23 protein-coding genes and 1 pseudogene are annotated in these 23,933 nt (G+C 73.5%); 17 read left to right on the forward strand and 7 right to left on the reverse strand.

The window, feature by feature from the left end:
• Positions 1-4 precede the first annotated feature (4 nt).
• Positions 5-436 carry a Fur family transcriptional regulator gene (locus QP090_RS12830; protein ID WP_285938986.1) on the reverse strand — a complete coding sequence of 144 codons (432 nt, stop codon included), beginning with the start codon at positions 434-436 and terminating at the stop codon, positions 5-7.
• A gap of 234 nt (positions 437-670) precedes the next feature.
• On the opposite strand from QP090_RS12830, the pseudogene QP090_RS37645 reads away from it, so the two are divergent.
• The 7 genes and pseudogenes from QP090_RS37645 to QP090_RS12860 all read left to right on the forward strand — a co-directional run.
• Positions 671-766, forward strand: a pseudogene (locus QP090_RS37645) (hypothetical protein); the annotation flags it as partial.
• On the forward strand, positions 733-879 hold the full coding sequence (locus QP090_RS12835; RefSeq protein WP_285938987.1) for a hypothetical protein: 147 nt from the start codon (positions 733-735) through the stop codon (positions 877-879). The pseudogene QP090_RS37645 and the gene QP090_RS12835, both read left to right, overlap by 34 nt.
• Before the next feature lie 81 nt (positions 880-960).
• Positions 961-2,349: a serine/threonine-protein kinase gene (locus QP090_RS12840; RefSeq protein WP_285938988.1), complete on the forward strand. Its 1,389-nt coding sequence runs from the start codon at positions 961-963 to the stop codon at positions 2,347-2,349.
• 162 nt (positions 2,350-2,511) lie between these two features.
• Positions 2,512-2,976: a DUF6069 family protein gene (locus tag QP090_RS12845; RefSeq protein WP_285938989.1), complete on the forward strand. Its 465-nt coding sequence runs from the start codon at positions 2,512-2,514 to the stop codon at positions 2,974-2,976.
• Between the two features lie 346 nt (positions 2,977-3,322).
• Complete coding sequence (locus QP090_RS12850) at positions 3,323-4,495, forward strand: cytochrome P450 (protein WP_285938990.1); 1,173 nt, start codon at positions 3,323-3,325, stop codon at positions 4,493-4,495.
• Positions 4,492-5,226, forward strand: a complete 735-nt coding sequence (locus QP090_RS12855; RefSeq protein ID WP_285938991.1) for a class I SAM-dependent methyltransferase — start codon at positions 4,492-4,494, stop codon at positions 5,224-5,226. The genes QP090_RS12850 and QP090_RS12855 overlap by 4 nt, the downstream gene beginning before the upstream one ends.
• 168 nt (positions 5,227-5,394) lie before the next feature.
• The gene (locus tag QP090_RS12860) at positions 5,395-7,017 is read left to right on the forward strand and encodes an FAD-dependent oxidoreductase (RefSeq protein WP_285938992.1); all 1,623 of its coding nucleotides are present in this window, start codon (positions 5,395-5,397) and stop codon (positions 7,015-7,017) included.
• A gap of 21 nt (positions 7,018-7,038) precedes the next feature.
• Here the strand turns inward: QP090_RS12860 and QP090_RS12865 are convergent, their stop codons facing one another.
• Positions 7,039-8,109, reverse strand: coding sequence for a polyprenyl synthetase family protein (locus QP090_RS12865; RefSeq protein ID WP_285938993.1), 1,071 nt, complete (start codon positions 8,107-8,109; stop codon positions 7,039-7,041).
• 319 nt (positions 8,110-8,428) lie between these two features.
• Between QP090_RS12865 and QP090_RS12870 the strand changes: the two genes are divergently transcribed.
• The 5 genes from QP090_RS12870 to QP090_RS12890 all read left to right on the forward strand — a co-directional run bounded on the left by QP090_RS12870 (position 8,429) and on the right by QP090_RS12890 (position 12,536).
• The gene (locus QP090_RS12870) at positions 8,429-8,938 is read left to right on the forward strand and encodes a hypothetical protein (protein ID WP_285938994.1); all 510 of its coding nucleotides are present in this window, start codon (positions 8,429-8,431) and stop codon (positions 8,936-8,938) included.
• Positions 8,939-9,061: 123 nt separating this feature from the next.
• Complete coding sequence (locus QP090_RS12875) at positions 9,062-9,706, forward strand: TetR/AcrR family transcriptional regulator (RefSeq protein WP_285938995.1); 645 nt, start codon at positions 9,062-9,064, stop codon at positions 9,704-9,706.
• A gap of 69 nt (positions 9,707-9,775) precedes the next feature.
• Positions 9,776-10,612, forward strand: a complete 837-nt coding sequence (locus QP090_RS12880; RefSeq protein ID WP_285938996.1) for a patatin-like phospholipase family protein — start codon at positions 9,776-9,778, stop codon at positions 10,610-10,612.
• Position 10,613: 1 nt separating this feature from the next.
• Positions 10,614-11,642: a 1-acyl-sn-glycerol-3-phosphate acyltransferase gene (locus QP090_RS12885; protein WP_285938997.1), complete on the forward strand. Its 1,029-nt coding sequence runs from the start codon at positions 10,614-10,616 to the stop codon at positions 11,640-11,642.
• Between the two features lie 81 nt (positions 11,643-11,723).
• The gene (locus QP090_RS12890) at positions 11,724-12,536 is read left to right on the forward strand and encodes an SAM-dependent methyltransferase (RefSeq protein ID WP_285938998.1); all 813 of its coding nucleotides are present in this window, start codon (positions 11,724-11,726) and stop codon (positions 12,534-12,536) included.
• 189 nt (positions 12,537-12,725) lie between these two features.
• On the opposite strand, the gene QP090_RS12895 is transcribed toward QP090_RS12890, so the two are convergent.
• On the reverse strand, positions 12,726-13,340 hold the full coding sequence (locus tag QP090_RS12895; RefSeq protein ID WP_329519180.1) for a TetR/AcrR family transcriptional regulator: 615 nt from the start codon (positions 13,338-13,340) through the stop codon (positions 12,726-12,728).
• A gap of 183 nt (positions 13,341-13,523) precedes the next feature.
• Between QP090_RS12895 and QP090_RS12900 the strand changes: the two genes are divergently transcribed.
• The gene (locus tag QP090_RS12900) at positions 13,524-14,672 is read left to right on the forward strand and encodes an acyl-CoA dehydrogenase family protein (RefSeq protein ID WP_285938999.1); all 1,149 of its coding nucleotides are present in this window, start codon (positions 13,524-13,526) and stop codon (positions 14,670-14,672) included.
• Positions 14,673-14,698: 26 nt separating this feature from the next.
• Positions 14,699-15,430, forward strand: coding sequence for a 3-oxoacyl-ACP reductase FabG (gene fabG, locus QP090_RS12905; protein ID WP_285939000.1), 732 nt, complete (start codon positions 14,699-14,701; stop codon positions 15,428-15,430).
• A 35-nt stretch (positions 15,431-15,465) separates the two neighbouring features.
• Here the strand turns inward: fabG and QP090_RS12910 are convergent, their stop codons facing one another.
• The 3 genes from QP090_RS12910 to QP090_RS12920 are packed head-to-tail and all read right to left on the reverse strand — an operon-like array spanning position 15,466 to position 18,294.
• Positions 15,466-16,443, reverse strand: coding sequence for a phosphotransferase family protein (locus tag QP090_RS12910; RefSeq protein ID WP_285940073.1), 978 nt, complete (start codon positions 16,441-16,443; stop codon positions 15,466-15,468).
• The gene (locus QP090_RS12915) at positions 16,373-18,058 is read right to left on the reverse strand and encodes a glycosyltransferase (RefSeq protein ID WP_285939001.1); all 1,686 of its coding nucleotides are present in this window, start codon (positions 18,056-18,058) and stop codon (positions 16,373-16,375) included. The genes QP090_RS12910 and QP090_RS12915 overlap by 71 nt, the downstream gene beginning before the upstream one ends.
• A 32-nt stretch (positions 18,059-18,090) precedes the next feature.
• Complete coding sequence (locus QP090_RS12920; RefSeq protein ID WP_285940116.1) at positions 18,091-18,294, reverse strand: hypothetical protein; 204 nt, start codon at positions 18,292-18,294, stop codon at positions 18,091-18,093.
• Between QP090_RS12920 and QP090_RS12925 the strand changes: the two genes are divergently transcribed.
• On the forward strand, positions 18,211-19,212 hold the full coding sequence (locus QP090_RS12925) for a UDP-glucuronic acid decarboxylase family protein (protein WP_285940074.1): 1,002 nt from the start codon (positions 18,211-18,213) through the stop codon (positions 19,210-19,212). The genes QP090_RS12920 and QP090_RS12925 overlap by 84 nt on opposite strands.
• Positions 19,213-19,262: 50 nt before the next feature.
• Here QP090_RS12925 and QP090_RS12930 read toward each other — a convergent pair whose 3' ends face one another.
• A complete protein-coding gene (locus QP090_RS12930) occupies positions 19,263-20,489 on the reverse strand; it encodes a sensor histidine kinase (RefSeq protein ID WP_285939002.1) in 1,227 nt (408 codons plus the stop codon).
• Between the two features lie 207 nt (positions 20,490-20,696).
• Between QP090_RS12930 and QP090_RS12935 the strand changes: the two genes are divergently transcribed.
• Together QP090_RS12935 and QP090_RS12940 are read left to right on the forward strand one after the other, a co-directional pair.
• Positions 20,697-21,428: an ABC transporter ATP-binding protein gene (locus QP090_RS12935; protein ID WP_285939003.1), complete on the forward strand. Its 732-nt coding sequence runs from the start codon at positions 20,697-20,699 to the stop codon at positions 21,426-21,428.
• Positions 21,425-23,866 carry an ABC transporter permease gene (locus tag QP090_RS12940; RefSeq protein ID WP_285939004.1) on the forward strand — a complete coding sequence of 814 codons (2,442 nt, stop codon included), beginning with the start codon at positions 21,425-21,427 and terminating at the stop codon, positions 23,864-23,866. The genes QP090_RS12935 and QP090_RS12940 overlap by 4 nt, the downstream gene beginning before the upstream one ends.
• The last annotated feature ends 67 nt before the right edge of the window (positions 23,867-23,933 follow it).

Consider the following 23,933-nt stretch of genomic DNA (forward strand, 5'->3'; position numbering starts at 1 on the left):
GTGCTCAGGAACTGCGGGCGGTGGAACAGTCGGGGCACAGGCCCCAGTAGATGACCTCGGCCTCGTCGATCGAGAAGCCGCGGTCGTCGGACGCGGTCAGGCAAGGGGCCTCGCCGACCGCGCAGTCGACGTCGGCGACGACACCGCACGCCCGGCACACCACGTGATGGTGGTTGTCCCTGACCCGCGACTCGTAGCGGGCCACCGAGCCCGACGGCTGGAGGCGCCGCACCAGGCCCGCGGCCGTCAGCGTGTGCAGCGAGTCGTACACGGCCTGGTGGGACACCTCGGGGAGGTCCCGGCGCACGGCACGGATGATCGAGTCCGTGTCGGCGTGCGGATGCGCGTACACCGCGCCCAGCACCGCCATCCGAGGACGGGTCACGCGCAAGGCGGCCCCGCGCAGCAACTGCCGCAAGTCCGACGTCGTCGACACGTCCCACAGGCTCGCCCACTTTCTGGAACCAGTCAAGACTTCAGCAGCCGGGACGCCCCGCACGAGGGTGGGCAGCGGGCACGTACCGGCTACGCTCCCTGACCCGCTCCCCCGGACCCGCGGCCCCGGGACACGGCGAGCGGCCGACGGTAGCGTGCGGCGCTATGCCGTTTCCCGACGAACACCGTCCCCGCCCGCACCTGCAACGTCCACCTCCGGGAGGACACCGGGGCCAACGCCCGATTCGCGCTGCTGTTCCGCGACTACCTGCGCGCCGACGAGCGGGCCCGCCGGTCATGGGGGGGGCGTTCAAGCGACGGCTGGCGGTGAGCGTGCCGGACTTCATGGACTACGGGCAGATCAAGGCCCCGGCCACCGACGTCCTGATAGGTGCCGCCGAACGGTGGGCCACCAGCACCGGCTGGACCGTCCCGCCGGGGTGAGCGGCCGTCCGGGCACGCTCTGCCACGTTTTCACTGTTGAAGGAACACCTTTGTCCTTATGATCCTAACGAGGTGGTGAGGGTGAGGGAGACGAGACCGGGCCAGGTGATCGGTGGCCGCTACCGGCTGGACGGGGAACTGGCGTCGGGGGGGTTCGGGCGGGTCTGGCGCGGCTGGGATCTGACCCTCCAGGTGGAGGTCGCGGTCAAGGAGGTGTGGCTGCATCCGGGGATCTCGGCCGCCGCGCGGACCGAGATGATCCAGCGGGCCGGACGCGAGGCCGGCAACGCGGCGAAGGTGCGCGACCATCCCAACATCGTCGCGGTCCACGACGTGGCCGTCGAGGACGGCGTGCCCTGGATGATCATGCAGCTGGTCTCCGGGCGGTCGCTGTACGACGAGGTCGCCGCGCACGGCCGGCTGGACGAGAAGGCCGCGGTGGCGGTGGCCAGGGCGATGCTGAAGGCGCTGAAGGCGGCGCACGGCGCGGGGATCGTGCACCGCGACGTGAAGCCGGCCAACGTCATGCTGACCTCCGACGGCGAGGTCATGCTCACCGATTTCGGGATCGCGGTCCAGCAGGACGACCTTCGACTCACCGGGCCCGGGATGTTCCTCGGCACGCCCGGCTACACCGCGCCGGAGCGCATCCTCGGCAAGCCGGACCAGGGGGCGAGTGACCTGTTCTCGCTCGGGGCGACCCTGTACTACGCGGTCGAGGGCGTCCCGCCGTTCGGCGGGGCCAGCCTGACCGAGATCAACAACGCGATCCTGTCGGACGAGAAGGCGCCCCGTCCCGAGCACGCGGGGCGGCTCGCGCCGCTCATCAAGCGGCTGATGAAGAAGGACCCCCTCAAGCGCCCGACCGTCCACCAGGCGCTGGCCCTGCTCGACGAGCCGCCGGCCAAGGTCACCGGGTCCGGGGGCGCCGGACTGCCGCCGACCAAGAAGCTCCCGGAGAAGAAGCCGCCGGAGAAGAAACCAGTACAGAAGAAACCGGTGCAGAAGAAGCCGGTGGAGCGGCCGAAGAAGCCGCCGGAGACCGTCGGGCGGGCTCCGGCGAAGGAGACCCGGCCGCCGACGCCCAAGACCGAGACGCCGGCGAAGAAGGACGAGAGCTCGGACTGGGAGACCTGGGCCACCCTGCTGGCCGGCGCCGCCATCGTCTGCGGGCTCCTGTACCACGACAACACCTCGTTCGCCGTCTCCGCCACCGAGGGCCTCAAGCTGGCGGGCGACGCATCGTCGGCGAAGTCCGGGAGCTGCCTGCATCACGACACGAAGCGGTCCATGTGGGTCAAGGTCCCCTGCTGGTCCGCCGCCGCCGAACGGATCGTGACCTCACGCAACCCGGGCCTGTTCTTGAGGACGTCGACCAGCTCCTCCCCGTGCATGCTGAAGTCCAACGAGGTCAAGGTCTACAAAGCCACCTACGGCAACAGCGTCACCCTGTGCACCAGACTCAAATGACGGCTTACCAGCCACGTCACTTCCGGTACGTCGACAGGGAGCGGTAAGGGCATCGGAAAGAAGCCGTAAGGGGGGTCGGCCATGGTGGGGACATCGAGCAAGACACCAGGTCAGCGGCCCCGGAGCCTCCGGGACCCGCCCCCGTCGAAGGAGATGTCCCCCATGACGATCACGATGCGGACCACGACGCGCACCGCCCAGCCCACCTCCACCGCGTCCCGGCGCAGGGGCACCCGGGCCGCCGCCATCGGCGGCGCGGTGGTGGCCGCCAGCGCACTGTTCCTGGCCGGCCGCGCGGCGGGGACCGACTTCACGGTCTCCGGCTCCGGTTCCGGCGAGTCCGACCCCTTCACCCTGGCGCAGATCAGCGGGTTCACCTTGCAGTGCGGGCTGCTCGGCTGGGGCGCGCTGGCCGTGCTGGAGCGCTTCACCCGGCGGGCCCGGGCGATCTGGAACACGATGGCCGCCGTGGTGCTGGCCCTGTCGCTGGTGCCGATCTGGCTCGTGCAGGCCACGACCGGCACCCGCGTGATGCTCGTGGTCATTCACGTGACGGTGGCCGTCGCGCTCCTGCCGATGTCGCGGTTCTCGGCCTCCGGCCGCCACGGGGCCGAGAGCGGCACCTGAAACGGGCCGTTCGCACGAGGAACACGGGAAGGGTGGCGGACGCCCCGGGCCGCCATTGTCAAGATCATAAATCGCCAATGGAGCGTGGAGATCATCGGGTGATCCCGCTCTGTGCAGAAGTCGGCCCCGGGGCTGAACGTTAAGGGGTTCAGCGGCCCGCTCCGAAAGGAGGTCGGCCGCGTTCCCCGACCGTATCAGCCGTCCCGCGAGGGGCGACCGGCCGGGATTCCGTTCACCGATATCGAGACTGACCGGCAACCGTGGCGGGGCGGCCACGGCGTGAAGGACCGCCGGTCGGACACCGCTCGGGCCGGGTGGCCCCGGCGGAGGATGAAGGGGACCCACCGTGCCCGAAGCGCTCTCCAGCGACCCGATCATGTCCCTCGCCCGCCCCGAAGTGATCGCCGACCCCTATCCCGCCCTCGCCGTTCTGCGCGCCGAACGGCCCGCGTTCTTCTACGAACGCCTCGGGTCGTGGATGTTCACCCGGCACGCCGACTGCGTGACCGTGCTGCGGGACAGCTCGCGCTTCGCCGCCGACTGGCGGCGCGTGGGCGAGACCCTGCCGCCGCGGACGGTCAACATGATGACGCTGGACCCGCCCGAGCACACCGTCGTCCGGCGGTTCTTCATGGACCTGCTGCGGGAGCAGGACGGCCCGGACATCGAGCGGCTGATCGCGGCGCGTGCGGCCGAGCTGCTGGCCGCGCTGGAGGACCGTCCCTCCTTCGACCTCCTCACCGAGTTCGCCGAGCCGCTGGCGCTGTCGGTCACCGCCGACTACCTGGGCGTGCCGGTGCCGGACGGGGACTGGATCAGCGGCATCGGGCGGGCGGCGGCGGCCGGCATGGACGCCGGGCTCTGGCCCGAGCGCGCGGCGCCCGTCCAGGTCGCCCAGGAGCAGTCCGCCGGGCTCATCGACGGGTGGCTCGCCGACCCGCCGACCGGCGGCATCGTCGGCGCGGTCGCGGCCCGGGCGGCCGGCAGCGGCGTGGACCCGTCGGTCCTGTCCAACACGGTCCGGGGGCTGCTGTTCAGCGGGTACAGCTCGCGCAGCAAGCTGCTGGCCCTGGCCGCAGCGGCGGCCCTGCACGAGCGGGCCGTCAGGCTGGAGGACGTCCGCGACGCCCCCGATCCGGGACGGGCGGTGGAGGAGCTGATCCGCTACACCTCGCCGATCCAGGCGGTGGCGCGGGCGTGCGTGACCGACACCGAGGTGGGCGGCGTGACCGTGCGGGCCGGGGAAGGGGTGACCCTGCTGCTGGGCGCGGCGAACCGCGATCCGGACCGGTTCCCCGACCCGGACGCGATACGGCTGGACCGCCATCCCAATCCGCACCTCGGCTTCGGCCGGGGCCCCAAATCATGCCTCGGCTCCCCGTCCACCACCGTCTTCACCCGGACGGCGCTCGGCGTGCTCGCCGACCGCCACCCGTCCGTCCACGCCGTGGCCGCGCCGGTGTACCACCCGAACCTGACGTTGCGGAGCCTCGACCGCTTCGACGTCACCCTGCGATGACGGGCGGCACCGACCCGTACGGGACGATGGCCGGGTACTACGACCTGCTCCACACCGGTACGGGCTCTCCCGCCCTGATCGCGTTCTTCGCCGGGCTCGTCCCGGAGGGCGGGCACGCGCTGGAGATCGGTCCCGGCACCGGGCGGATGACCCTGGCGGTGGCGCGCCGCGCCGCCACCGTGCACTGCCTGGAGAGCTCGCCCGCGATGCGCGCGCTCCTGCTGGCCAAGCTGGCCGGACGGCCGGAGTTCCGGGACCGGGTGACCGTGCTCGGCGCCACCGCGCCGGACTTCCGGTTCGGCCGCCGCTTCGACTACGTCTACCTGTCCGCGGTGCTGGAACACATCCCGCCGCCGTCCCGCCGGGCGTTCTTCGCCCGCCTGGCGGAGCATCTCGCGCCGGACGGGCTGCTGGCCATGGACATGGTGGACGACGAGCCCGTCCCGGACCAGCCCGAACGCGAGGTGCGGGCCGCGCGGCAGGGGGAGTGCCGCTACACGCGGTCGACGGCGGTGTGGCCCCAGGGCCCCGACCTGGCCGGGATCCGGCACGTCTACCGCACCTACATCGGCGGCATGCTCGCGCTGACCGAGACCGTGGAGGGCGAGCACCACTTCCACCGTCCGCCCGACGTGCTCGCCGACCTGCGCGCGGTGGGCCTCACCGGGACGAGCGGGGCCGAGGCGGGACCTCTCGGCGACAAGGGGACGCTGATCGCCCGGCGGGGCTGATCGGCCAGAGCCGGGGCCGCGCGGTGCGGGCGGCCCGAGGATGCCCGGCGCGAGAGGAGGTGCGCGATGCGTTACTGGTACTAGGAGATGCGGAACCCGATCGGTCGTGGCCCGGCCCGCGTGGCCGGGCCACGGCTCGGGGCGTCGACCGTGGGAGGAGGGGGCCGGATGGGACGGGCCGAGGACTGCGAGGTGCTCGTCGTCGGAGGCGGCCTGACCGGGCTGTCCTGCGCGGTGTTCCTCGCCTGGCACGGGGTGCGCTGCACGCTCGTGGAGCGCCACCCGGACCTGCTGAGCCATCCGCGGCAGCGCAGCCTGGGGCCGCGCACCCTGGAGCTCTACCGGCAGGTCGGGCTGGAGCCGCGGATCCAGGCGGCCCGCGTCGACTTCGCCGCGCCGGACGAATACGTGGCCGTCCGGGCGGAGACGCTGGCCGGCGGGCACCTGCCGGTGGACGCGCAGGGCGACGGCGAGCGGGCCGCGGAGGCCAGCCCCTGCACGGGCACGGCGATCGACCAGGACAGCGTGGAGGCGCTGCTGCGGACCCGGGCGGGCGAGCTGGGCGCCCGGATCAGGTTCGGCATGGAGCTGCGCGACCTGGCCGAACGCGACGGCGCGGTGCACGCGCGGCTGCGCGGCCTCGACGGCGCCGAGCACCGGCTGCGGGCCCGGTACGTCGTCGCGGCGGACGGCGCGGACAGCCCGGTCCGGCACCGGCTGGGCGTGCCGATGGAGGGGCCCGGCGACTTCTACCACCTGCTCACGCTGATGGTCGACGCGGATCTGCGGCCGGCGCTGGCGGGCCGCACCGTGCACATGGCCTTCCTGGAGCGTCCCCGGCCGAAGACCTTCCTGATGGCACTGGACCGGGCCGGTCTCCGCTGGGTGTTCGGGACCTCCGACGACCCGCGTTCCGGCATGCCGGGGCCGGGCCGCTGCGTCGAGCTGGTGCGCGCGGCGGCCGGGCTGCCCGCGGTGCCGGTGCGGCTCCGTCCGCAGATAGCCGGAACGGAGCAGACCGCCCTGCGGTTCCGCGTCGCCGCCGCCGTGGCGGCCTCCTACCGGGCCGGACGGGTGTTCCTGATCGGGGACGCCGCGCACCTGATGCCCCCCACCGGCGGGTTCGGCGGCGCCACCGGGGTGGAAGACGCGCGCAACCTGGCCTGGAAGCTCGCCGCCGTCCTCCGCGGCCACGCCGGTGACCTGCTCCTCGACACCTACCAGGACGAACGGCGTCCGGTCGGCGAGTTCACGATGCGGCAGGCGGTCGCGCGCTCCCAGTTCCGTTTCGGCCCCGGCTCCGGCTCCGGCCCCGGCTCCGAGGGGGGCGGCGACGCGATCGTGGACCGGGTCACGGTGATGATGGGCTACCGCTACCGCTCCGCGGCGGTGACCGGCGGCGGCCGCTCCCCCGCCGGTCCGGTGCAGCCCGGCGACCTGTGCGGAGAGCCCGGCACCCGCGCCCCGCACCTGTCGTTGGGCGAGGGCCCCGGATCGTCCACGATCGACCTGTACGGTTCGCGGTTCGTCCTGCTGACCGGCCCGTCCGGCCGGGGGTGGACGGCGGCGGCCCGCGACCTGCCGGTACCGGTCACCGTGAAGCGGTTCGGAACCGGCCCCGCCCCGGCCGACGCGGCCGTCCGGCATGGGATCGGCCCGGACGGCGCGCTCCTGGTCCGCCCGGACGGCTTCGTCGCGTGGCGCCACCCCGGACCGGCCTCCGCGCCCGCCGCCGAGCTGCGCGCCGCGCTGCACGCCGTCCTGCCCGGCCCGCCGCCCTCCGCCCGCTGATCGCGGAACGGTCGGAACGGATCACCCGGTCCTGCGCACCACGATGTCGGCCATGGCGCGCAGGGCGTCGGCCGCGGCCGGGCGGAAGGGGGCGGCGGCCAGGACGTCGAGCGCCTGGGCGTGGCGCTCGGCGATCATCTGCTCCACCAGGCCGGGCGCTCCGGTCGCGCTGAGGACGCGGCGCACCTCGGCGGCGCCCGCCTCGTCCAGCCGCGGATTCCCGAGCCGGGCGTGCAGGGTGGCGCTCTGCGCCGATCCGGCGCGCCTCAGGGCCAGGGCGATGAGCGGCGTGTGCTTGCCCTCCCGCAGATCGCTCACGACCGGCTTGCCGGTGCGCGACGGATCCCCGAAGACGCCGAGGAGGTCGTCGCGGAGCTGGAACGCCTCGCCCAGCGGGATCCCGAAGGCCGAGCACGCGGCCAGGACGTCCGGGGACGCGCCGGCGAGGGCGGCGCCCGCCTGGAGCGGGCGCTGCACCGTGTAGTGGGCGGTCTTGTAGCGGGCGATGGTCAGCGCCGCCTCAAGGTCGGCGGTGGGCCGCCCGGTCGCGACCAGGTCGAGGAACTGGCCGAGGTTGACCTCCGTGCGCATGGCCTCCAGCACCGGCAGCACGTCCTGGAGCCGGTCCGCCGGCATGCCCGCGGACCGGACGAGCTGGTCGGACCAGGCCAGGGTGAGGTCGCCGAGGATGATGGCCGCGCTCGTCCCGAACCGCAGGTCCGGACCGGCCCGCCGGTGCTCCGCCAGCACGTGGTGGACGGTGGGACGGCCGCGGCGCGTCGGCGACTCGTCGATGACATCGTCGTGCATGAGGACGGCGGCGTGGAACAGCTCCAGCGCGGCGGCCAGGCGCAGCGCCGCGGCGGGCTCGCCCGCGCCGCCGCCGGCGTGCCAGCCGATCATGCACAGCAGCGGGCGGATCCGCTTGCCGCCGGCGCCCAGGAAGGTGCGCACGGTACCGGCCAGCACCGGCAGCGGCCCGTCGTCCCCGGCGGGGCACAGGTCGTCGAGGAAGCCGTACAGGACCGCGTCCACCCCGTCCCGGATCTCGGTGAGATCCAGGGCGGCGGGCCGCAGGGGCGTGGTCGCCACCTCGGTTCCTTTCTGGCCGCCGGACGGGCCCGGCGGCGGTGCTCGCGAGGTCGGCTCGCACCCGGGCCTCGGAATGGTTCCGAGACGAGCCATCCCCACAGATCACGCCCCCTAAAGGCCGGGGGCGACGGCCGTGTGCCCAGCCGTCCGAGGTTCCTCAAAACAATCCCCGCATATCGCCACAAGGGTGTCGGAGCACAAGGTGCGGGAAAGTCCCTGGACATATGCGCCGTGCATCCGGTCCTGGTTGCAGGTCCCCGATCGGGGCCTTCCCGTCGTCGGCGGCGGAGTCCGGCCTGCGCGCCGACTGGAGGCGATGATGGGGACGAAGACGATCGTCAGCCGGACCGGACTCAGGTCGGGCCCGCTGGGCATCTATCTCAACGATCACCTGGCCGGCGCCACCGGCGGGGTCTGGTTGGCGCGCAGGACCGCCGCCTCCCACCGGCGCGGGCCGATGGGGGACGAGCTGAGGCGGCTCGCCGACGAGATCGGCAGTGACCGGGACGCGCTGCTGGAGATCATGGCGCACCTCGATGTCCCGGTCCGCCGCTACAAGATCTACATGGGACGGCTGGCGGAGCTGGCCGGACGGCTGAAGCTGAACGGGCGGATCGCCCGCTCCTCGCCCCTCAGCGGGTTCACCGAGCTGGAGATGCTGCGGCTGGGCGTGGAGGGCAAGGGCGCCGCCTGGGCCGTGCTGCGGAGGCTGGCCGACCGGGACGACCGGCTCGACCGGGCCCGGCTCGACCGGCTGATCTCGCGGGCCCGCCGCCAGTCCGAGGTCCTGGAGGACTTTCGCGTGCGCGTGGCCATGAGGGTGTTCTAGAAGCCGCGGGGTACGGAGAGCGGTCGGTGGTCCAGCCGGCCGCGGTGCTCGGCGATGCCGCCCGCGGCCGATCCGGACTGCACATCGTTGTGAAAAAATGGCGGCCGAAGCGAAGGGACCCCTATGCAGGACGCAGAGCCGGCCACCGGAGCGGGACGGCGCGCCCAGGCCAACCGGCAGCGGATCCTCGCCACCGCGACCGAGGAGCTGATCCGCGAGCCGGACGCGAGCATGGACGACATCGCCCGCGCCGCCGGGGTGGTCCGCCGCACGCTGTACGGCCACTTCCCCAGCCGGGACGCGCTGATCGCGGGCATCGCCGGGCAGGCGCTGGCGGAGATGACCGAGACGTTCGAGCGCGAGGCCGGCAGGCCCGGGTCGCCGGCCGAGACGCTCGCCCGCTTCTTCCTGGCCCTGTGGCAGGTCGGGGACCGGTACCGGCTACTGATCAGCCTCGGCGAGCGCAGCCTGCCCGGTTCGGGGATCAGCGGCCTGCTGGCGCCGGTGCGCGACCGGGTCGCGGTTCTGCTGGCGGAGGGCCAGCGGGACGGCGACTTCGCCCGGCACCTGCCCGCCCCCGTCCTGGCCCAGGCACTGGAAGGGCTGACGCTCGCCCTCCTGCGCGCGGTGAACGAGGAGGTCTGGCGGGAGGAGTCCCCCGCCGCGGGCGCCGCCCGCGCCTGCCTGATCGCCGCCGGGGTCGAGTCCGGGCCCGCCGCCGCGATCGTGGCGGGCCTCACCGGCGCCCTCGCACCGTCCGACCCTTAGGTCGGGAAGCGCCACTGGTTTGCCCTGCTTCCTGGCGGAGAGGCTGGGTTCAGGACCGAGGGGGGGCGCGTGGAGCGGACATCGCGGGTGGCGTTCGTGCTGGGCGGCGGCGGCATGCTCGGCGCGCACGAGGTCGGCATGCTGCGCGCGCTCGACGAGACCGGAGTGCGGCCCGGCCTGGTCGTCGGGACGTCCATCGGGGCGCTGAACGGCGCGCTGGTCGCCGTCGACCCGGGCGCGGCGGTCGAGCGGCTGACCGGCATGTGGTCCGACGCGCGCGCGGGCGAGGCGCTCGGCACGCCGGTCTGGGAACGGCTGTGGACGCTGGCCCGCTCCGGCACCCATCTGCACTCGGCCGAGCCGCTGCGCCGGATGCTGACCGAGCTGCTGCCGGTCGAGACGTTCGACGAGTTGGCCGTCCCGTTCCAGTGCGTCGCCGCGGGCATCGAGACGGCGATGGCGCACTGGTTCTGCACCGGCCCGATCATCCCGGCGGTGCTGGCGTCGTCGGCCGCGCCGGGGCTGCTGCCGCCGGTCCGGATCGGCGACCGGCACTACTTCGACGGCGGGCTGGTGCACAGCATCCCGGTCGGCCGCGCCGTCGAGCTGGGCGCCACCACGATCTACGTGCTGCACGTCGGCCGGATCGAGCGCGACCTGGCGCCGCCCCGGCGCCCCTGGGAGGTCGGCATGGTCGCGTTCGAGATCGCGCGCAGGCACCGCTTCTTCGAGGAGATGTCGGCCCTGCCCGACGGGATCACCGTGCACGTCCTGCCGGCCGGGGGCGAGCCGGGGAGGTCCGGGGTCGATCTGTCCCAGATGCGGTACCGGAACGCCTCGAGTATCGCGACGCACATCGATCGCGCCTACGAGGCATCCTTGGAGTACCTGAGAGAACAGGCATGAGATGCTGCCGCCCCCCTTGGTGCGCCGCGTGCTGTGCACCCCGCTGCTGTTCGCGCTGACCGCCCTGGTCGTGCTGCTGTTCCCGTTCGTGTACACGCCGGCCGCGCTGAAGCGGGCGCTCGTCCGCGGCGGGCGCGACCGGGTGACCCGGCTGCTGTGGTTCGCCCTGGCCTGGGGACTGCTGGAGTCGCGGGCGGTGCTGGCCTGCGGCCTCCTCTGGTGCCGCGCCCCGTCCCGCCGGAGCCGCGGCGCGCGGTACCAGGACCGGCACTACGAGATCATCCGCCGGTACGTCGCCGGGCTGCACCGCGTCGCCCGGCGGCGGTTCGGCCTGCGCATCGAGATCGACGGCGACCGGGGCCCGGGCGCCGCGGCGGGCGACCGGCCGCTGATCGTGCTCAGCCGGCACGCCGGGCCCGGGGACGCGCTGCTGCTCGTCCACCACCTGCTCACCGACTACGGGCGGCGGCCCCGAGTGGTGATGAAGGAGGCGCTCCGGCTCGACCCGTGCATCGACATCGCCGCGAACCGGCTGCCGAACGCGTTCGTCGGCGGCGGGGGCGCGGTCGAGCGGATCGAGGCGCTCGCCACCGGGCTCGGCCCCCGCGACGCGCTGCTCATCTTCCCCGAGGGCGGCAACTTCACCCCCGACCGCCGGCTCCGCGCGATCCGCCGCCTGATGCGGCTGCGGCGGGAGCGCGACGCGGTCCGCGCCGCCCGCATGCGCCACGTCATGCCGCCGCGCGCGGGCGGCAGCCTCGCCGCGATCGCCGCCGCGCCGGACGCCGACGTGGTGTTCGTCGCGCACAGCGGCCTGGAGGACATGGACTCGGCCGGCGACGTCTGGCGCAGCCTCCCGCTCACCGCCCCCGTCCACGCCCACTGGTGGCGGATCGCGGCCGAGAACGTCCCGCGCGATCCCGAGGCCCGCTCCGAGTGGTTCCACGAGCAGTGGGAACGGGTGGACACCTGGATCGACGCCCGGCACACCGCGGCGGACGGCGAGCGCCCGGGTTCACCCGAGGCGTGACTTCCTTGAACCAACGAGTCGGGCCCGGCCGCCGGACTACGCTGGCGCCGCCCACTTGACGATCTTGACTGGAGGCCGCGCGTGCAGGACCTGAGGAGCACCCCCTCACCCGGCATCGATCCCACGACGGCGAGCGTCGCCCGGATGTACGACTACTACCTGCACGGGAAGGACAACTTCCAGATCGACCGGGACGCCGCCGACCGCGTCGCGCAGGCCATGCCCGAGATCGGCCTGCTGGCCCTGGAGAACCGCGCGTTCCTCCGCCGCTCGGTGCGGTACATGGCGCGCCAGGGGATCCGGCAGTTCCTCGACATCGGCTCCGGGCTCCCCACCGCGGGCAACACCCATGAGATCGCCCGGGAGATCACCCCCGACGCCCGCGTCGTCTACGTCGACAGCGACCCGGTGGTGCGCGCGCACGGCAGCGCCCTGCTGGCGGCCGACGACCGCACAACGGTGGCCCTCGCCGACATGCACCGTCCCCGCGAGGTGCTCGACCACCCGGAGACGACCAGGCTGATCGACTTCGACGAGCCCGTCGGGGTACTGATGATCGCCATGATCCACTTCCTCACCCTGGAGGAGCGCGGCTCGGTCCTCGGCACCCTGCGGGACGCGCTGGCGCCGGGCAGCTACCTGTCCTCGACCCACGTCACCACGGAGGGCCACGCGCCGGAGGCCGTCGACCAGATCGAGGGCGTCTACGCGACCACGCCGACGCCGATCTACTTCCGCAGCAAGGCCGAGATCGCGCCCTTCTTCGAGGGCTTCACCCCGGTCGACCCCGGCCTGGTCACCATCGACCAGTGGAACCCCGAGTCGGACGAGGGCGACGCACCCGCCGAGAAAATCGGCACATGGCTCTACGGAGCCGTCGGCCACAAGGCCTGAACGCCCGGCATGTGCCCGCCGCCCGTGGGCGCGCCCGTCGGCGCGCCCTCGAGCTTGGGCCGATCCGACCTCAGGTCAGAGGCGGTACGCGTACGTCGGCGGGGTCAGCGCGGCCGTCACCGACTTGACCCGCTGTAGAAGCGGTGGGCGCGGGCGCCGTCGCGGGTCCAGACGCCGGCGCGCGCCGTTCTAGCGACGGCCGGACGCCGCAAGCGCGGCGAACTGGAGCTCGAGGCCGTCGAGAAGCGCCTTGAGCCCGGCCTCGAAGGCGCCCTCGTCGACCCGCCTGCCGCGTCCGGCGAGCAGGTGCGCCTCGCCCAGGTGCGGGTAGTCGCCCTTATAGAGGTCGGGGTCTGCGGGGAAGCCCCCGGCGAACGATCCCAGGGCCGAGCCGATGATGAAGAAGCGCATCAGCGCGCCGACCCAGGTCGCCTCGCGGCGCGGCCAACCGGCCTCGACCAGCCCGCCGAACACGGCGTCGGCCAGGCGCAGCGCGTTGGGACGGTACCCCGGGCTCTGCGCGAGCGCGGGCACGATCTTGGGGTGGGCCGCGAGCGCCGCGCGGTAGGACCGGGCCCACGCCTCCAGCGCGGGGCGCCAGCCGGCGCCGGAGGGTCCGGCGCCGGGGAACATCGACAGGTCCACCTCGCCGAGGACCGCGTCCACCACCGCGTCGAGCAGCTCGGTTTTGGTGGCGACGTGGTTGTACAGGGACGGCCCGCTCACCCCGAGCTCGGCCGCCAGCCGCCGGGTCGACACCGCGTCCAGGCCCTCGGCGTCGACCAGCGCCAGCGCGGTCGCCACGATGCTTTCCTGACTGAGCAGCGGTCGGCTCGGCCTGGCCACGGTCACCTCCGGGATTCGGGCCGGCCGGCCCGGACGGACGGCCATCGTCCCATCCGCCGGTCCGTCCGCCGAAAAACTTGCATCGCTAGTTTAACCATGGTTACCTGCCGAAAACTTGCACCGCTAGTTTGGAGTGGCCGGATGAACCTGGAGCTGTCCGACGAGCAGGACGCGCTGCGGCGGCTGGCCGCCGAGTTCGCCGACCGGGAGATCGCGCCGCATGCCGGCGACTGGGACCGCGCCGAGTCGGTGGACCGCGCGATCGTCGGCCGCCTCGGCGAGATCGGCTTCCTCGGCATGACGCTGCCCGAGGAGCACGGCGGCTCCGGCGGCGACCACCTGTCGTACTGCCTGGTCCTGGAGGAGCTCGGCCGCGGCGATTCGGCGGTGCGCGGCATCGTGTCGGTGTCGCTCGGCCTGGTCGCCAAGTCGATCAGCGGGTACGGCGACGACGCGCAGAAGCGGGAATGGCTGCCGCGGCTGACCGCCGGCGAGGCGCTCGGCTGCTTCGCGCTCACCGAGCCCGGCACCGGCTCCGACGCCGCCTCGCTCACCACCCGCGCCGTCCGCGACGGCGACGACTGGGTGCTCACCGGCACCAAGACGTTCATCACCAACGGGACCTGGGCCGACGTCGCGCTGGTGTTCGCCCGCACCGGCGAGCCCGGCCACCGCGGGATCACCGCCTTCCTCGTCCCGACCACCGCCGCCGGGTTCACCGCCCGGGAGATCCACGGCAAGCTCGGCCTGCGCGGCCAGGCGACCGCCGAACTCGTCCTGGACGGCGTCCGGGTGCCCGGCACCGCGCGACTCGGCCCCGAGGGCAAGGGCTTCTCCGTCGCGATGGCGGCGCTCGCCAAGGGCCGGATGTCGGTCGCGGCCGGCTGCGTCGGCATCGCGCAGGCGTGCCTGGACGAGGCCGTCCGGTACGCGGGGCAGCGGGAGCAGTTCGGCCGGCCGATCGCGTCCCGGCAGCTCGTCCAGGAGCTGCTGGCCGACATCGCGCTCGACGTCGACGCCGCCCGGCTGCTGGTGTGGCGGGTCGCCGACCTGATCGACCGCGGCCTGCCGTTCGCCACCGAGTCGTCCAAGGCCAAGCTGTTCGCGAGCGAGGCCGCGGTGCGCGCGGCCAACAACGCGCTCCAGGTGTTCGGCGGCTACGGCTACATCGACGAGTACCCGGTCGGCAAGTACCTGCGGGACGCCCGCGTGATGACCCTCTACGAGGGCACCAGCCAGATCCACAAGCTGCTGATCGGCCGCGACCTCACCGGCGTGAACGCGTTCTGACCCCACCGCACACCGAAGGAGCCCCCATGGACAGGTTCACTGGAAAGATCGCCGTCATCACCGGCGCCGCCCGCGGCATCGGCGCGGCGACCGCCGAGCGGCTCGCGGGCGAGGGCGCGCGGGTCGTGCTGCTCGACCTGCACGGCGCGGCGGACACCGCCGCCCGGATCGGCCCCGCCGCGACCTCGATCGCGTGCGACGTCACCGACCAGGCCGCGGTCGAGGCGGCCTTCGCCGGGCTGGACGCGATCGACGTCCTGGTCAACAACGCCGGGATCACCCGCGACAACCTGCTGTTCAAGCTGCCCAAGGCCGACTGGGACGCGGTCCTGGCCGTCAACCTGACCGGCGCCTTCCACTGCTGCCAGGCCGCGCAGCGGCAGATGGTCCGGCAGCGCTCCGGCAAGATCGTCTCGCTGAGCAGCCGGTCCGCCCTCGGCAACCGCGGCCAGGCCAACTACGCCGCCGCCAAGGCCGGGATCCAGGCGCTGACCGCCACCCTCGCGATCGAGCTCGGCCCGTACGGGATCAACGTCAACGCCGTCGCGCCCGGCTACATCGCCACCGAGATGACCGCCGCCACCGCCACCCGCGTCGGCGCGACCCCCGAGGAGCACCAGCGGTCGGCCGCCGGCCGCACCCCCCTCGGCCGGGTCGGACGGCCGGAGGAGGTCGCCGCCGCCATCGCGTTCCTGGCCAGCGACGACGCGTCCTACGTCAGCGGCCAGACCCTCTACATCAACGGAGGCGCCCGCTAGAGGCACGCTCGGCCGCCGTCACCCTGACGCCGGTGTCACAGGCAGGTCGACCGCATGAGGTCCAGGTAGCGGCCCGCCCAGTCGCGGAAGGTCCACGCCTCGGGCCACCAGCGCAGCCCCCGGCGCTGGAAGAACTCCCACAGCAGGGCGCGGTCGAGCAGCAGGTAGGCCGCGGCCCGCTGGGGGAAGCCCGGCCTGGGCGGCCTCCGCGCGAGGTAGGCGGTCAGGAAGGCGCGGGCCGGCTCGGGGCCCTCGTCGAGGTAGGAGCAGAGCGTCCGCGGCAGATCGGACTCGGCGTCGCCGAAGTAGGACTGGGCGAGGTCGAAGACGCCGCCGACCGTCCACCTCCCGCCATCGTGGACGACGACCAGGTTGCCCTCCTTGTAGTCCTCCATGACCAGGCGGGGCTGGAAGGGGACGGCGATCGCCGGGGCGCCGGCCGCCATGACGGACCCGGCCCAGGCCAGGTCGGCGGAGGTGGTCGCGCCCCGGTCGTGCGCGCGTGCGGTGGCGAGCCGGGCTTGGACGCGGTCCGCCGCCCACCTGCCGTACTCGGACGGCCCGGGGTACGTCCGCGCGGGATCCGGCAGCGCCCAGGCGGAGGCGTCGGCCGGCTCCAGGGGGACGACGGCCTGGGCGGCCGGGTGGTAGCGGCCGGGATGGTCCCAGGTGAGCGCGTGCATCTCGGCGAGGTTCTCGCCGAGCGCGCGGGCCACGTCCCTCCTCTGCGCGGGCTCCAGGCGGTCGCGGACCTCCGGGTCGGACAGGTGCAGGCCGGGCATCCGCGGCATGACGGCGTAGCTCCAGCCGAAGATCCCAGTGCCCGTGTCGATCCGGTACGGCCAGGGCACCGGGACCCGGGTGCCCTGGGACAGGGCGCGCGTGTAGAAGTGCTCGGCTTGGAACTGCCCGGGGTAATGGGGGTTTCCGCGCAGCACATGTTCACCGGTGCTGCTCGTCAGGAAGAGATTCTGCCCGAAGTGCCCGTGCGGAATCGGCTCGGCGTGAATCAGGTGGCCAAGCCGGAAGTGGTCGAGAGCCGCCTGGAGCTGGTGCCCGGATATCCGTCCGAGGCGTTCCGAGTAGAGGCGTGCCGACGTGTCCATGCCCTTCCTCTCGCATTCTCCGTCCGGCGCCGAACCAGCTCCGCCGGATGAAGCCGAGGAGCAGGACGCCGTAGTTCACCACCCAGAAGACCGACCCCAGGTCGATTCCGGCGAGCAGCCCACCCGGGTACTTCTGCGCGACGTGGCGGACCAATGCTCCGGCCAGGAGCAGAACCAGGACGATCTGCGGGGCGACCTCCTTCAGGTGCACGCCCGCCAGCGGCACCTTGCGCGTCACGCGGTATTCCGGTTTACGCCGCGGCCCGTAGAGGACGGCGCGCAGGCAGGCGTTGGTGTAGACGAATGCCATGCCCACCCACATCTGTTTGGCCCGCCACACCTCCCTCCAGGACGTTCCATTTCCGAGGACGAACATGTACAGGCTGAGCAGCGTGACATAGAAGAGGGAGTACCCGATGTGCGCGACGACGTCGGCCCGGAACAACCGGACGTCGAAGAGCAGGCAGAACGCCGGCGTCAGGATCAGCATCAGGGTGGGGATGCTGGACAGGTAGAAGAGGCCCATTTCCAGAAACTGGAGCCGCTGCCGGAACGACAGTCCCCGGGCCGTCATCGGCGACTTCCAGAAGAAGATCCTCAGCGTGTCGAGCGCCCACGTGCCGAGCTGTTTGTAGACGTTCGGGACGTCCTCCGGCGCGACTTGGCCGATGGCGCCGTCGATGGGCAGGTACGCCCCGTGCAGGCCGTGTTGGAGGGCCACGTAGCCGGAGTAGAGGTCCTCGACGAGATTCCAGGTGGGGAACCCGCCGATCCGCTCCAGGTGCGTCCTCCGCCACACCAGGCCACTGCCGCACGGGAACACCGAATCGGTGGCGGCGCGCGAAAGCAGGATGCCCCGGTAGAAGAACCTCCGCCGGTTCCCGAACGGGTCGCCGGGGCTCACCACCGCGTCCTTGACCGTCTGCACGAACGCGATCCGCGGCCGGTGGACGAGGTGGCCGACCGTGTACCGCAGGAATTCCGGATCGCCGACCAGGTCGTCGGCGTCGCGCGTCTCGACGAACTCGACGGCCGGATGCGCGCGCACGATGAATTCGAGCATCGAGTTGAGATTGCCGTCCTTGGCGTCGCCCCGCCGCTCGGATGTGCGTTTGAGTGGCGGCGAATGGTAATGGAGAAGGACCGACGGGAACCGTTCACCGAGGTCCTGGACCATGTCGCGCACGGCCGCGCGGTGGCCGTCATCACCGACCACCACGGCGAGCCGGTCGTGCGGCCAATCCTGGGCGAGCACGCTTTCGAGCGTGCGCCGCACCATGTCGACCGGCTCGTTGTAGGTGGGAACGATGACGGCCACCAGCGGCTCAGCGAACGGCGCGGGCGCGGAAACGGCCGGCGGCAGCCGGTGCCAGTTGTTGTGGACGGTGACGAAAAGCAGCAGAACCAGAAATGTGTTCGCCAGCAGAAAAGGAAGGGACAGCCAGAGATCGACGATCGTCATGTCGACGACGATCCACCCGATATACACCAGCGACGCCGCGACCAGGATGGCACCGATCATCCGCCGGACGAGGTCACTTCTCCAGGGATTCCTCACGAAACTTCGGGGAGCGGATTACACTGGCCGGCATGCTGCGGCGTCCCGGCATGCCGGCGGATCTCACCTGAGATGTGACGCTCAGTCGGACGAACCTGGTGGTAAATGTGCACGATCTGCCGCATCGCCCGTTCCAGCGCGCCGTAGTGACCGGCGGCGCCGGATTTCTCGGATCCCACCTCTGCGAGCGCCTCCTGCACCGGGGAATTGAGGTGCTGTGCCTCGACAACTTCATCACCGGATCGCGGTCCAACGTCGCGCACCTCATCGCGGACGAGCGATTCCGGCTCATCCACTGTGACGTCACCACCGCCGTCCAGGTTCACGGCCCGGTCGACCTGGTGCTCCATTTCGCCTCGCCCGCGTCCCCGGCCGACTACCTGCGGCTGCCGATCCACACCCTCAAGGTCGGCAGCATCGGCACCCTGCACGCGCTCGACCTCGCCCGCGAGAAGCGGGCGCGGTTCGTGCTCGCGTCCACCTCGGAGGTGTACGGGGATCCGCTCGAGCACCCGCAGCGGGAGTCGTACTGGGGAAACGTCAATCCGGTCGGCCCGCGCAGCGTCTACGACGAGGCGAAGCGCTTCGCCGAGGCGCTGACCACGGCGTACCGGGCGAGCCACGGCGTCGACACCGCGATCGTCCGGATCTTCAACACCTTCGGCCCGCGGATGCGGCCGGGCGACGGGCGCGCCATCCCCACGTTCATCCGCCAGGCGCTGTCCGGGGAGCCCATCACGGTGACCGGCGACGGCCGCCAGACCCGGTCCATCTGCTACGTCGACGACACCGTCGACGGCGTCCTCGCGCTCGCGGGCGGCCGGCACCCCGGCCCCGTCAACATCGGCGGCACCGAGGAGGTGACGATGCTCGACCTCGCCCTGCACGTCCGCGGGCTCGCCGGGTCCCGCTCACCGATCGACCTGGTCGACAGCCCGGTGGACGACCCACGGATGCGTCGGCCCGACACGGCCGTCGCCCGCGAGGCCCTCGGCTGGGCGCCGAAGGTCCCCTGCTCCGAGGGTCTCCAGCGCACCATCGCCTGGTTCGAGGAGCGGCTCGCGGCCGGGCGGCCCCGGGGAGGGGCGCCGGGCCCGGTTCCCTCGATCGGGGCCTGAGCGACCGTCCCCCAAGACCCGGTCCCCGGCCCGGCCACCGGGCCCGGCGGTCATGATCCGCACGGCAGGTCCACGCGGAGCGTCGTGCCCGCCCCGCGCGGGCTGTCGATGCGGGTGGATCCGTCGAGCGCCGCCACCCGGCGGCGGATGCCCGCCAGGCCGCTGCCCGCCTCCGCCCCCGGCTCGGCGCCGCCCCTGCCGTCGTCCTGCGCGACGATCCGCAGGCGCGCGCCCTCGCGGCGGACCGTGACGCGGGCGTGGCCCGCGCCGCTGTGCTTGGCGATGTTGGTGAGCGCCTCGGCGACGACGAAGTAGGCGGCGGCCTCGACCGCCGCGGGCGCCCGTCCGGTGTCGAACTCGGTCTCGACCGGGATCGGCTGCCCGGCCGCGAGCGCCCGGAGCGCCCCGTCCAGGCCCCGGTCGGCCAGGATGGGCGGGTAGATGCCGCGGATCACCGCCCGCAACTGGGTGAGGGCCTCCTCCACCCCCTCCCGCGCCTCCAGGAAGAGCGCGCGGGCCGCCCCGGGATCGGCCTCGAACCGCCGGTCGGCGAGCCCGAGGCGCAGCGCGACGGCGACGAGCTGGGCCTGGGTGCCGTCGTGCAGGTCCCGTTCGATGCGGCGCAGCTCGGCGCCGTGCGCCTCCAGGGCGTCGGCGCGCGTCTCGGCGAGCTGCTCGACGCGCTCGGCGAGGCTGGTGCCGCGGGTGGGACGCAGCAGCGCCTCCGACATCTGGGCCTGCCAGCGCGCGAACCGCGGCACCAGCCACACCAGCAGGAAAACGTACAGGGCCACCTGGAGGAACGGCAGCGTCAGCGCCTTCGTCCAGCTGTCGAGCGTGACGAACGCGGACTGCGATCCCGCCGGCGCCGCCCACCACCACAGCGGCAGGGAGAGCCCGTAGGGGAGCGCCGGCCACAGCGACACCGCGACGACGGTCATCATCACGCCGGTGAGCCCGTGCGCCGCCATCCAGGCCGCGTCCCGCCACACCACCGGGGACCTGACCAGGACCTTCCCCTGCTCCAGGCCGCCGCCCCGCGACCGCCGGTACGGCTCGGGGATCTCGCGGCCCAGCAGCGCCCCCGCCCGGCGCCGCTCGGCGTTCGCGAGCGCGCGCAGCGGCTTCACGGCGTCCGGCAGCCAGGGCAGCGCGATGACCAGCAGCAGCACGAACGCCGTCAGCGGCACGAGGCCGATCAGCGCGGGCACGGACGTGCGCAGGCTCACGACCAGCCGGCCGGTCGCGTCCGCGCTGCGCCTCAGGGGCTTGTTCATGTCACCTCGCGGATCGCCGGGAAAGGCACAGAGCCCTCACTTCACGTTCACGCTAAGAGCGCACGAGGCCCGGCACACCGGGGCGTGCCCCCCGACCGCTGGTGTAGCGGGCTACACCAGCGGTTCGGGAGTGTGCGCTCATGTGCCCGCCCCCCTCCGAAACCTAGATTCGACCAGGTGAGAGACGCCGCCCACCCGGAGGGAAACATGACCACCACTACAGTCCAGGCGACCGCGGAGGCGGTGCGCCTGGAGTCGGTGACCAAGACCTACGGCGCCGTCCGCGCCCTGGACGGCGTCACGTGGACGTTCCCGCGAGGCGGCTTCACCGCGGTCATGGGGCCGTCCGGGTCGGGCAAGAGCACCTTCCTGCACTGCGCGTCGGGGCTCGACCGGCCCAGCGAGGGCGGCGTCCGGATCGGCGGGGTCGACATCGGCCGGCTCAGCGAGGCCAAGCGGACGCTGCTGCGGCGCAAGCGGATCGGCTTCGTCTTCCAGGACTTCAACCTGATCCCGTCCATGGACGTCGAGCAGAACATCACGCTCCCGCTCCAGCTCGGCGGCCTGGAGGCCGACCCGGCGTGGCTGGCGGAGGTGGTGCGCCGGGTCGGGCTGGCCGACCGGCTGCGGCACCGCCCGTCCGAGCTGTCGGGCGGCCAGCAGCAGCGCGCGGCGCTGGCCCGCGCCCTGGTGACCCGCCCCGAGGTGGTCTTCGCCGACGAGCCGACGGGGGCGCTCGACCCGCGCACGGCCCGCGAGGTCCTCCGGCTCCTGCGCGAGGCGGTCGACACGACCGGCCAGACGCTCGTGCTGGTGACCCACGACCCGCTGGCGGCGGCCTGGGCCGACTCGGCCGTGTTCCTCAGCCGCGGCCGGATCGTCGACGAGATGCTCCGCCCGACCGCCGCCGCCGTGGCGTCCCGCTGGGAGTCGCTGTGACGAGGAACAAGGGCGCGTTCGCCGGGGTGTTCGCGGCGCTGCTGTTCGCCGCCGCGCTGATCGGCGCGTGCGGGGTGCTGGTGGAGTCGGCGGCGCGGGCGCACGCGCCGGTCCAGCGGTTCGGCGCCGCCGAGGCGGTCGTGACGGGGCGGCAGAGCGTCAAGGTGCGGGTGAAGCGGATCGGCGAGGGGCCGGAGGAGCAGAGCCGCCCGCTGGCCGAGCACACCCGGGTCCAGGCCGCCGTGGCGCAGCGGCTGCGGACCGTCCCCGGCGTCCGGGGCGTGGTCGCGGACGTGTCCTTCCCCGTCCTGGCGCCCTCGGGGCAGGTGCTGAACGGCCACGGCTGGGACTCGGCCGCCCTCCGCCCCTACCGGCTGAGCGCCGGGCGGGCCCCGCAGGCACCGGACGAGGTCGTCCTGAGCCGGTCGGCCGGTGTCGCGCCGGGCGGACAGGTCCGGTTGCAGATGAACGGGACGCCCCAGCGGTACCGGGTCACCGGGCTGGTGCCGTCCGGACCGGACGCGGCGTTCTTCACCACCGCGACGGCGGCGGCCCTGTACGGCCACCCCGGCCAGGTCGACGCCCTCGCCGTGCTCGCGGACGCCACGGTCTCCCCCGCCGCCCTCGAGAAGGCCGCGCCCGGCCTCACCGTCGCCACCGGCCCGGCGCGCGGCGACGCCGAGGACGTGGCGGTGTCCGCCGCCCGGCCCGACATCCTCCAACTGGGCGCGTCGATCGGCGGCGTCGCGGTGATGACGGCCCTGGTGGTCGTGGGCGGGCTGATCGCCCTGTCGGTGCGGGAGCGGTCGCGCGAGTTCGCGCTGCTCCGCGCGATCGGCGCGACGCCCTGGCAGGTGCGCCGGCGGCTCCTGCGCGAGACGCTGGCGGCCGGGCTGCCCGCGGCCCTGATCGGCGGCGTCCTCTCACTGGCGCTCGGCGCCGGGATGCACGCCGCGATGGTCCACAAGGGCGTCCTGCCGGACGGCTTCGACCTGTCCCTCAGCCCCCTGCCGGCGCTGGCCGCGTTCGGCGTCACCCTGCTCGCCGCGCTCCTGACCGCGCTGGCGGCCTCGCTGCGGACCTCGCGGATCCGTCCCGTCCAGGCGCTGGGCGAGGCCGCCGTCGACCCCGCCGGGCTGCCGCGCTGGCGCGCCGTCACCGGCGTGGTGTTCCTGATCCTCGGGCTGAGCGCGCTCGGCGCGTCCACCACGACCACCGGGCCCACCGCGAACGCCTCGATCGGCGGCCTGGTCATCTCCCTGATCATCGCGACCGCCCTGCTCGGCCCGGTGGTGGCCGGGTTCGGCAACCGGGTGCTGGGCCGCGCCGTCCGGCTGGTGGCGCCGGTGAGCGGGCGGATGGCCCAGCACGCGAGCGGCGCCGCCGCCCTGCGCGCGGGGTCGGTCATCACCCCGGTCGCGCTGGCCATCGCGTTCGCCGGCACCCAGTTGTTCGCGCAGACCACGGTCGTCCAGGCGACGACCGAGCAGGCCGCAGCGGGCAACCGCGCCGACCAGGTCCTGGTGTCGGCCGGTCCCGGGCTCCCGCAGGGCGCCGCCGACGCCGCCCGCCGGGTGCCCGGCGTCGCCGCCGCCACGCCGGTCAAGAACACCACCGTGGTGATGGCGGTCAAGGAGCTGGGCGAGAAGAACCTGCAATCCCTGACCGCCCGGGGCATCGGCGCCGGGTTCGAGGCGACGATGGACCCGAAGCCGACCGCCGGCCGGATCGGCGACCTGCGCGACGGAACCGTCGCGCTCAACCGGGACGTCGCCGGCGGCCTCCGCGTCGGCTCCACGGCCCCGCTCTGGCTCGGCGACGGAACCCTCATCAAGCCCCGCGTGGTCGCGCTGTACGAGCGCGGTCTCGGCTTCGGCGACGTGCTGCTCCCCCATGCCGTGGTCGCCGCGCACTCCTCCACAAGCCTGGACGACAACGTCCTGGTCAAGGGGAAGGCCGACCTCCGGCCGGTCGGCGCCGCCTACACCGGAGTCCACGCCATGGACCGCGCCGAGTTCGGCGCCAGGTTCTCCCAGCAGCTCCGGCTCCAGGGCTTCGTCGGCTACGTGGTCGTCCTGGCGATCGGCGGGTTCATCGTCATCGGCCTGGTCACCACGCTGGCGCTGGCGACGGCGGCGCGGCGGCGCGAGTTCGCCCTGTTGCGCCTGGTCGGCGGGACGCGTCGGCAGGTGCTGCGGATGCTGCGTCTGGAAGCGGCGATCATCCTCGGCACCGGCGCCGCCACCGGAGTCCTCATCGTCACGGTGACGCTGATGGCGCTCGCCATGGCGGTCACCGGGCTCCCGGTGCCTGCGGTCTCCCCCGTGACGGTCGCGCTGCTCCTCCTCGGCGTCGCCGGCTCCGGCGCCGCCGCGATTCTCCTCCCGGCACACGCGATGCTGCGCCGCCGCACCTCCCCCAAGATCTCCGCCTCCTGAAGCCGCGCAGCCCCGCCCCGCCGCGGAACAGCCGGGCGGGGCGGGGCGGGTTCATAGGTGAGGGGGA

The sequence above is a fragment of the Actinomadura xylanilytica genome (assembly GCF_030283145.1).
Classification (GTDB): Bacteria; Actinomycetota; Actinomycetes; order Streptosporangiales; family Streptosporangiaceae; genus Spirillospora; species Spirillospora xylanilytica.

Coding starts and splice junctions, on each gene's coding strand:
- QP090_RS12835 (WP_285938987.1), top strand. CDS start 733: ATGGGGGGGGCGTTCAAGCGACGGCTGGCGGTGAGCGTGCCGGACTTC.
- QP090_RS12845 (WP_285938989.1), top strand. CDS start 2,512: ATGACGATCACGATGCGGACCACGACGCGCACCGCCCAGCCCACCTCC.
- QP090_RS12855 (WP_285938991.1), top strand. CDS start 4,492: ATGACGGGCGGCACCGACCCGTACGGGACGATGGCCGGGTACTACGAC.
- QP090_RS12860 (WP_285938992.1), top strand. CDS start 5,395: ATGGGACGGGCCGAGGACTGCGAGGTGCTCGTCGTCGGAGGCGGCCTG.
- QP090_RS12870 (WP_285938994.1), top strand. CDS start 8,429: ATGGGGACGAAGACGATCGTCAGCCGGACCGGACTCAGGTCGGGCCCG.
- QP090_RS12875 (WP_285938995.1), top strand. CDS start 9,062: ATGCAGGACGCAGAGCCGGCCACCGGAGCGGGACGGCGCGCCCAGGCC.
- QP090_RS12885 (WP_285938997.1), top strand. CDS start 10,614: ATGCTGCCGCCCCCCTTGGTGCGCCGCGTGCTGTGCACCCCGCTGCTG.
- QP090_RS12900 (WP_285938999.1), top strand. CDS start 13,524: ATGAACCTGGAGCTGTCCGACGAGCAGGACGCGCTGCGGCGGCTGGCC.
- fabG (WP_285939000.1), top strand. CDS start 14,699: ATGGACAGGTTCACTGGAAAGATCGCCGTCATCACCGGCGCCGCCCGC.
- QP090_RS12915 (WP_285939001.1), bottom strand. CDS start 18,058: ATGATCGGTGCCATCCTGGTCGCGGCGTCGCTGGTGTATATCGGGTGG.
- QP090_RS12930 (WP_285939002.1), bottom strand. CDS start 20,489: ATGAACAAGCCCCTGAGGCGCAGCGCGGACGCGACCGGCCGGCTGGTC.
- QP090_RS12935 (WP_285939003.1), top strand. CDS start 20,697: ATGACCACCACTACAGTCCAGGCGACCGCGGAGGCGGTGCGCCTGGAG.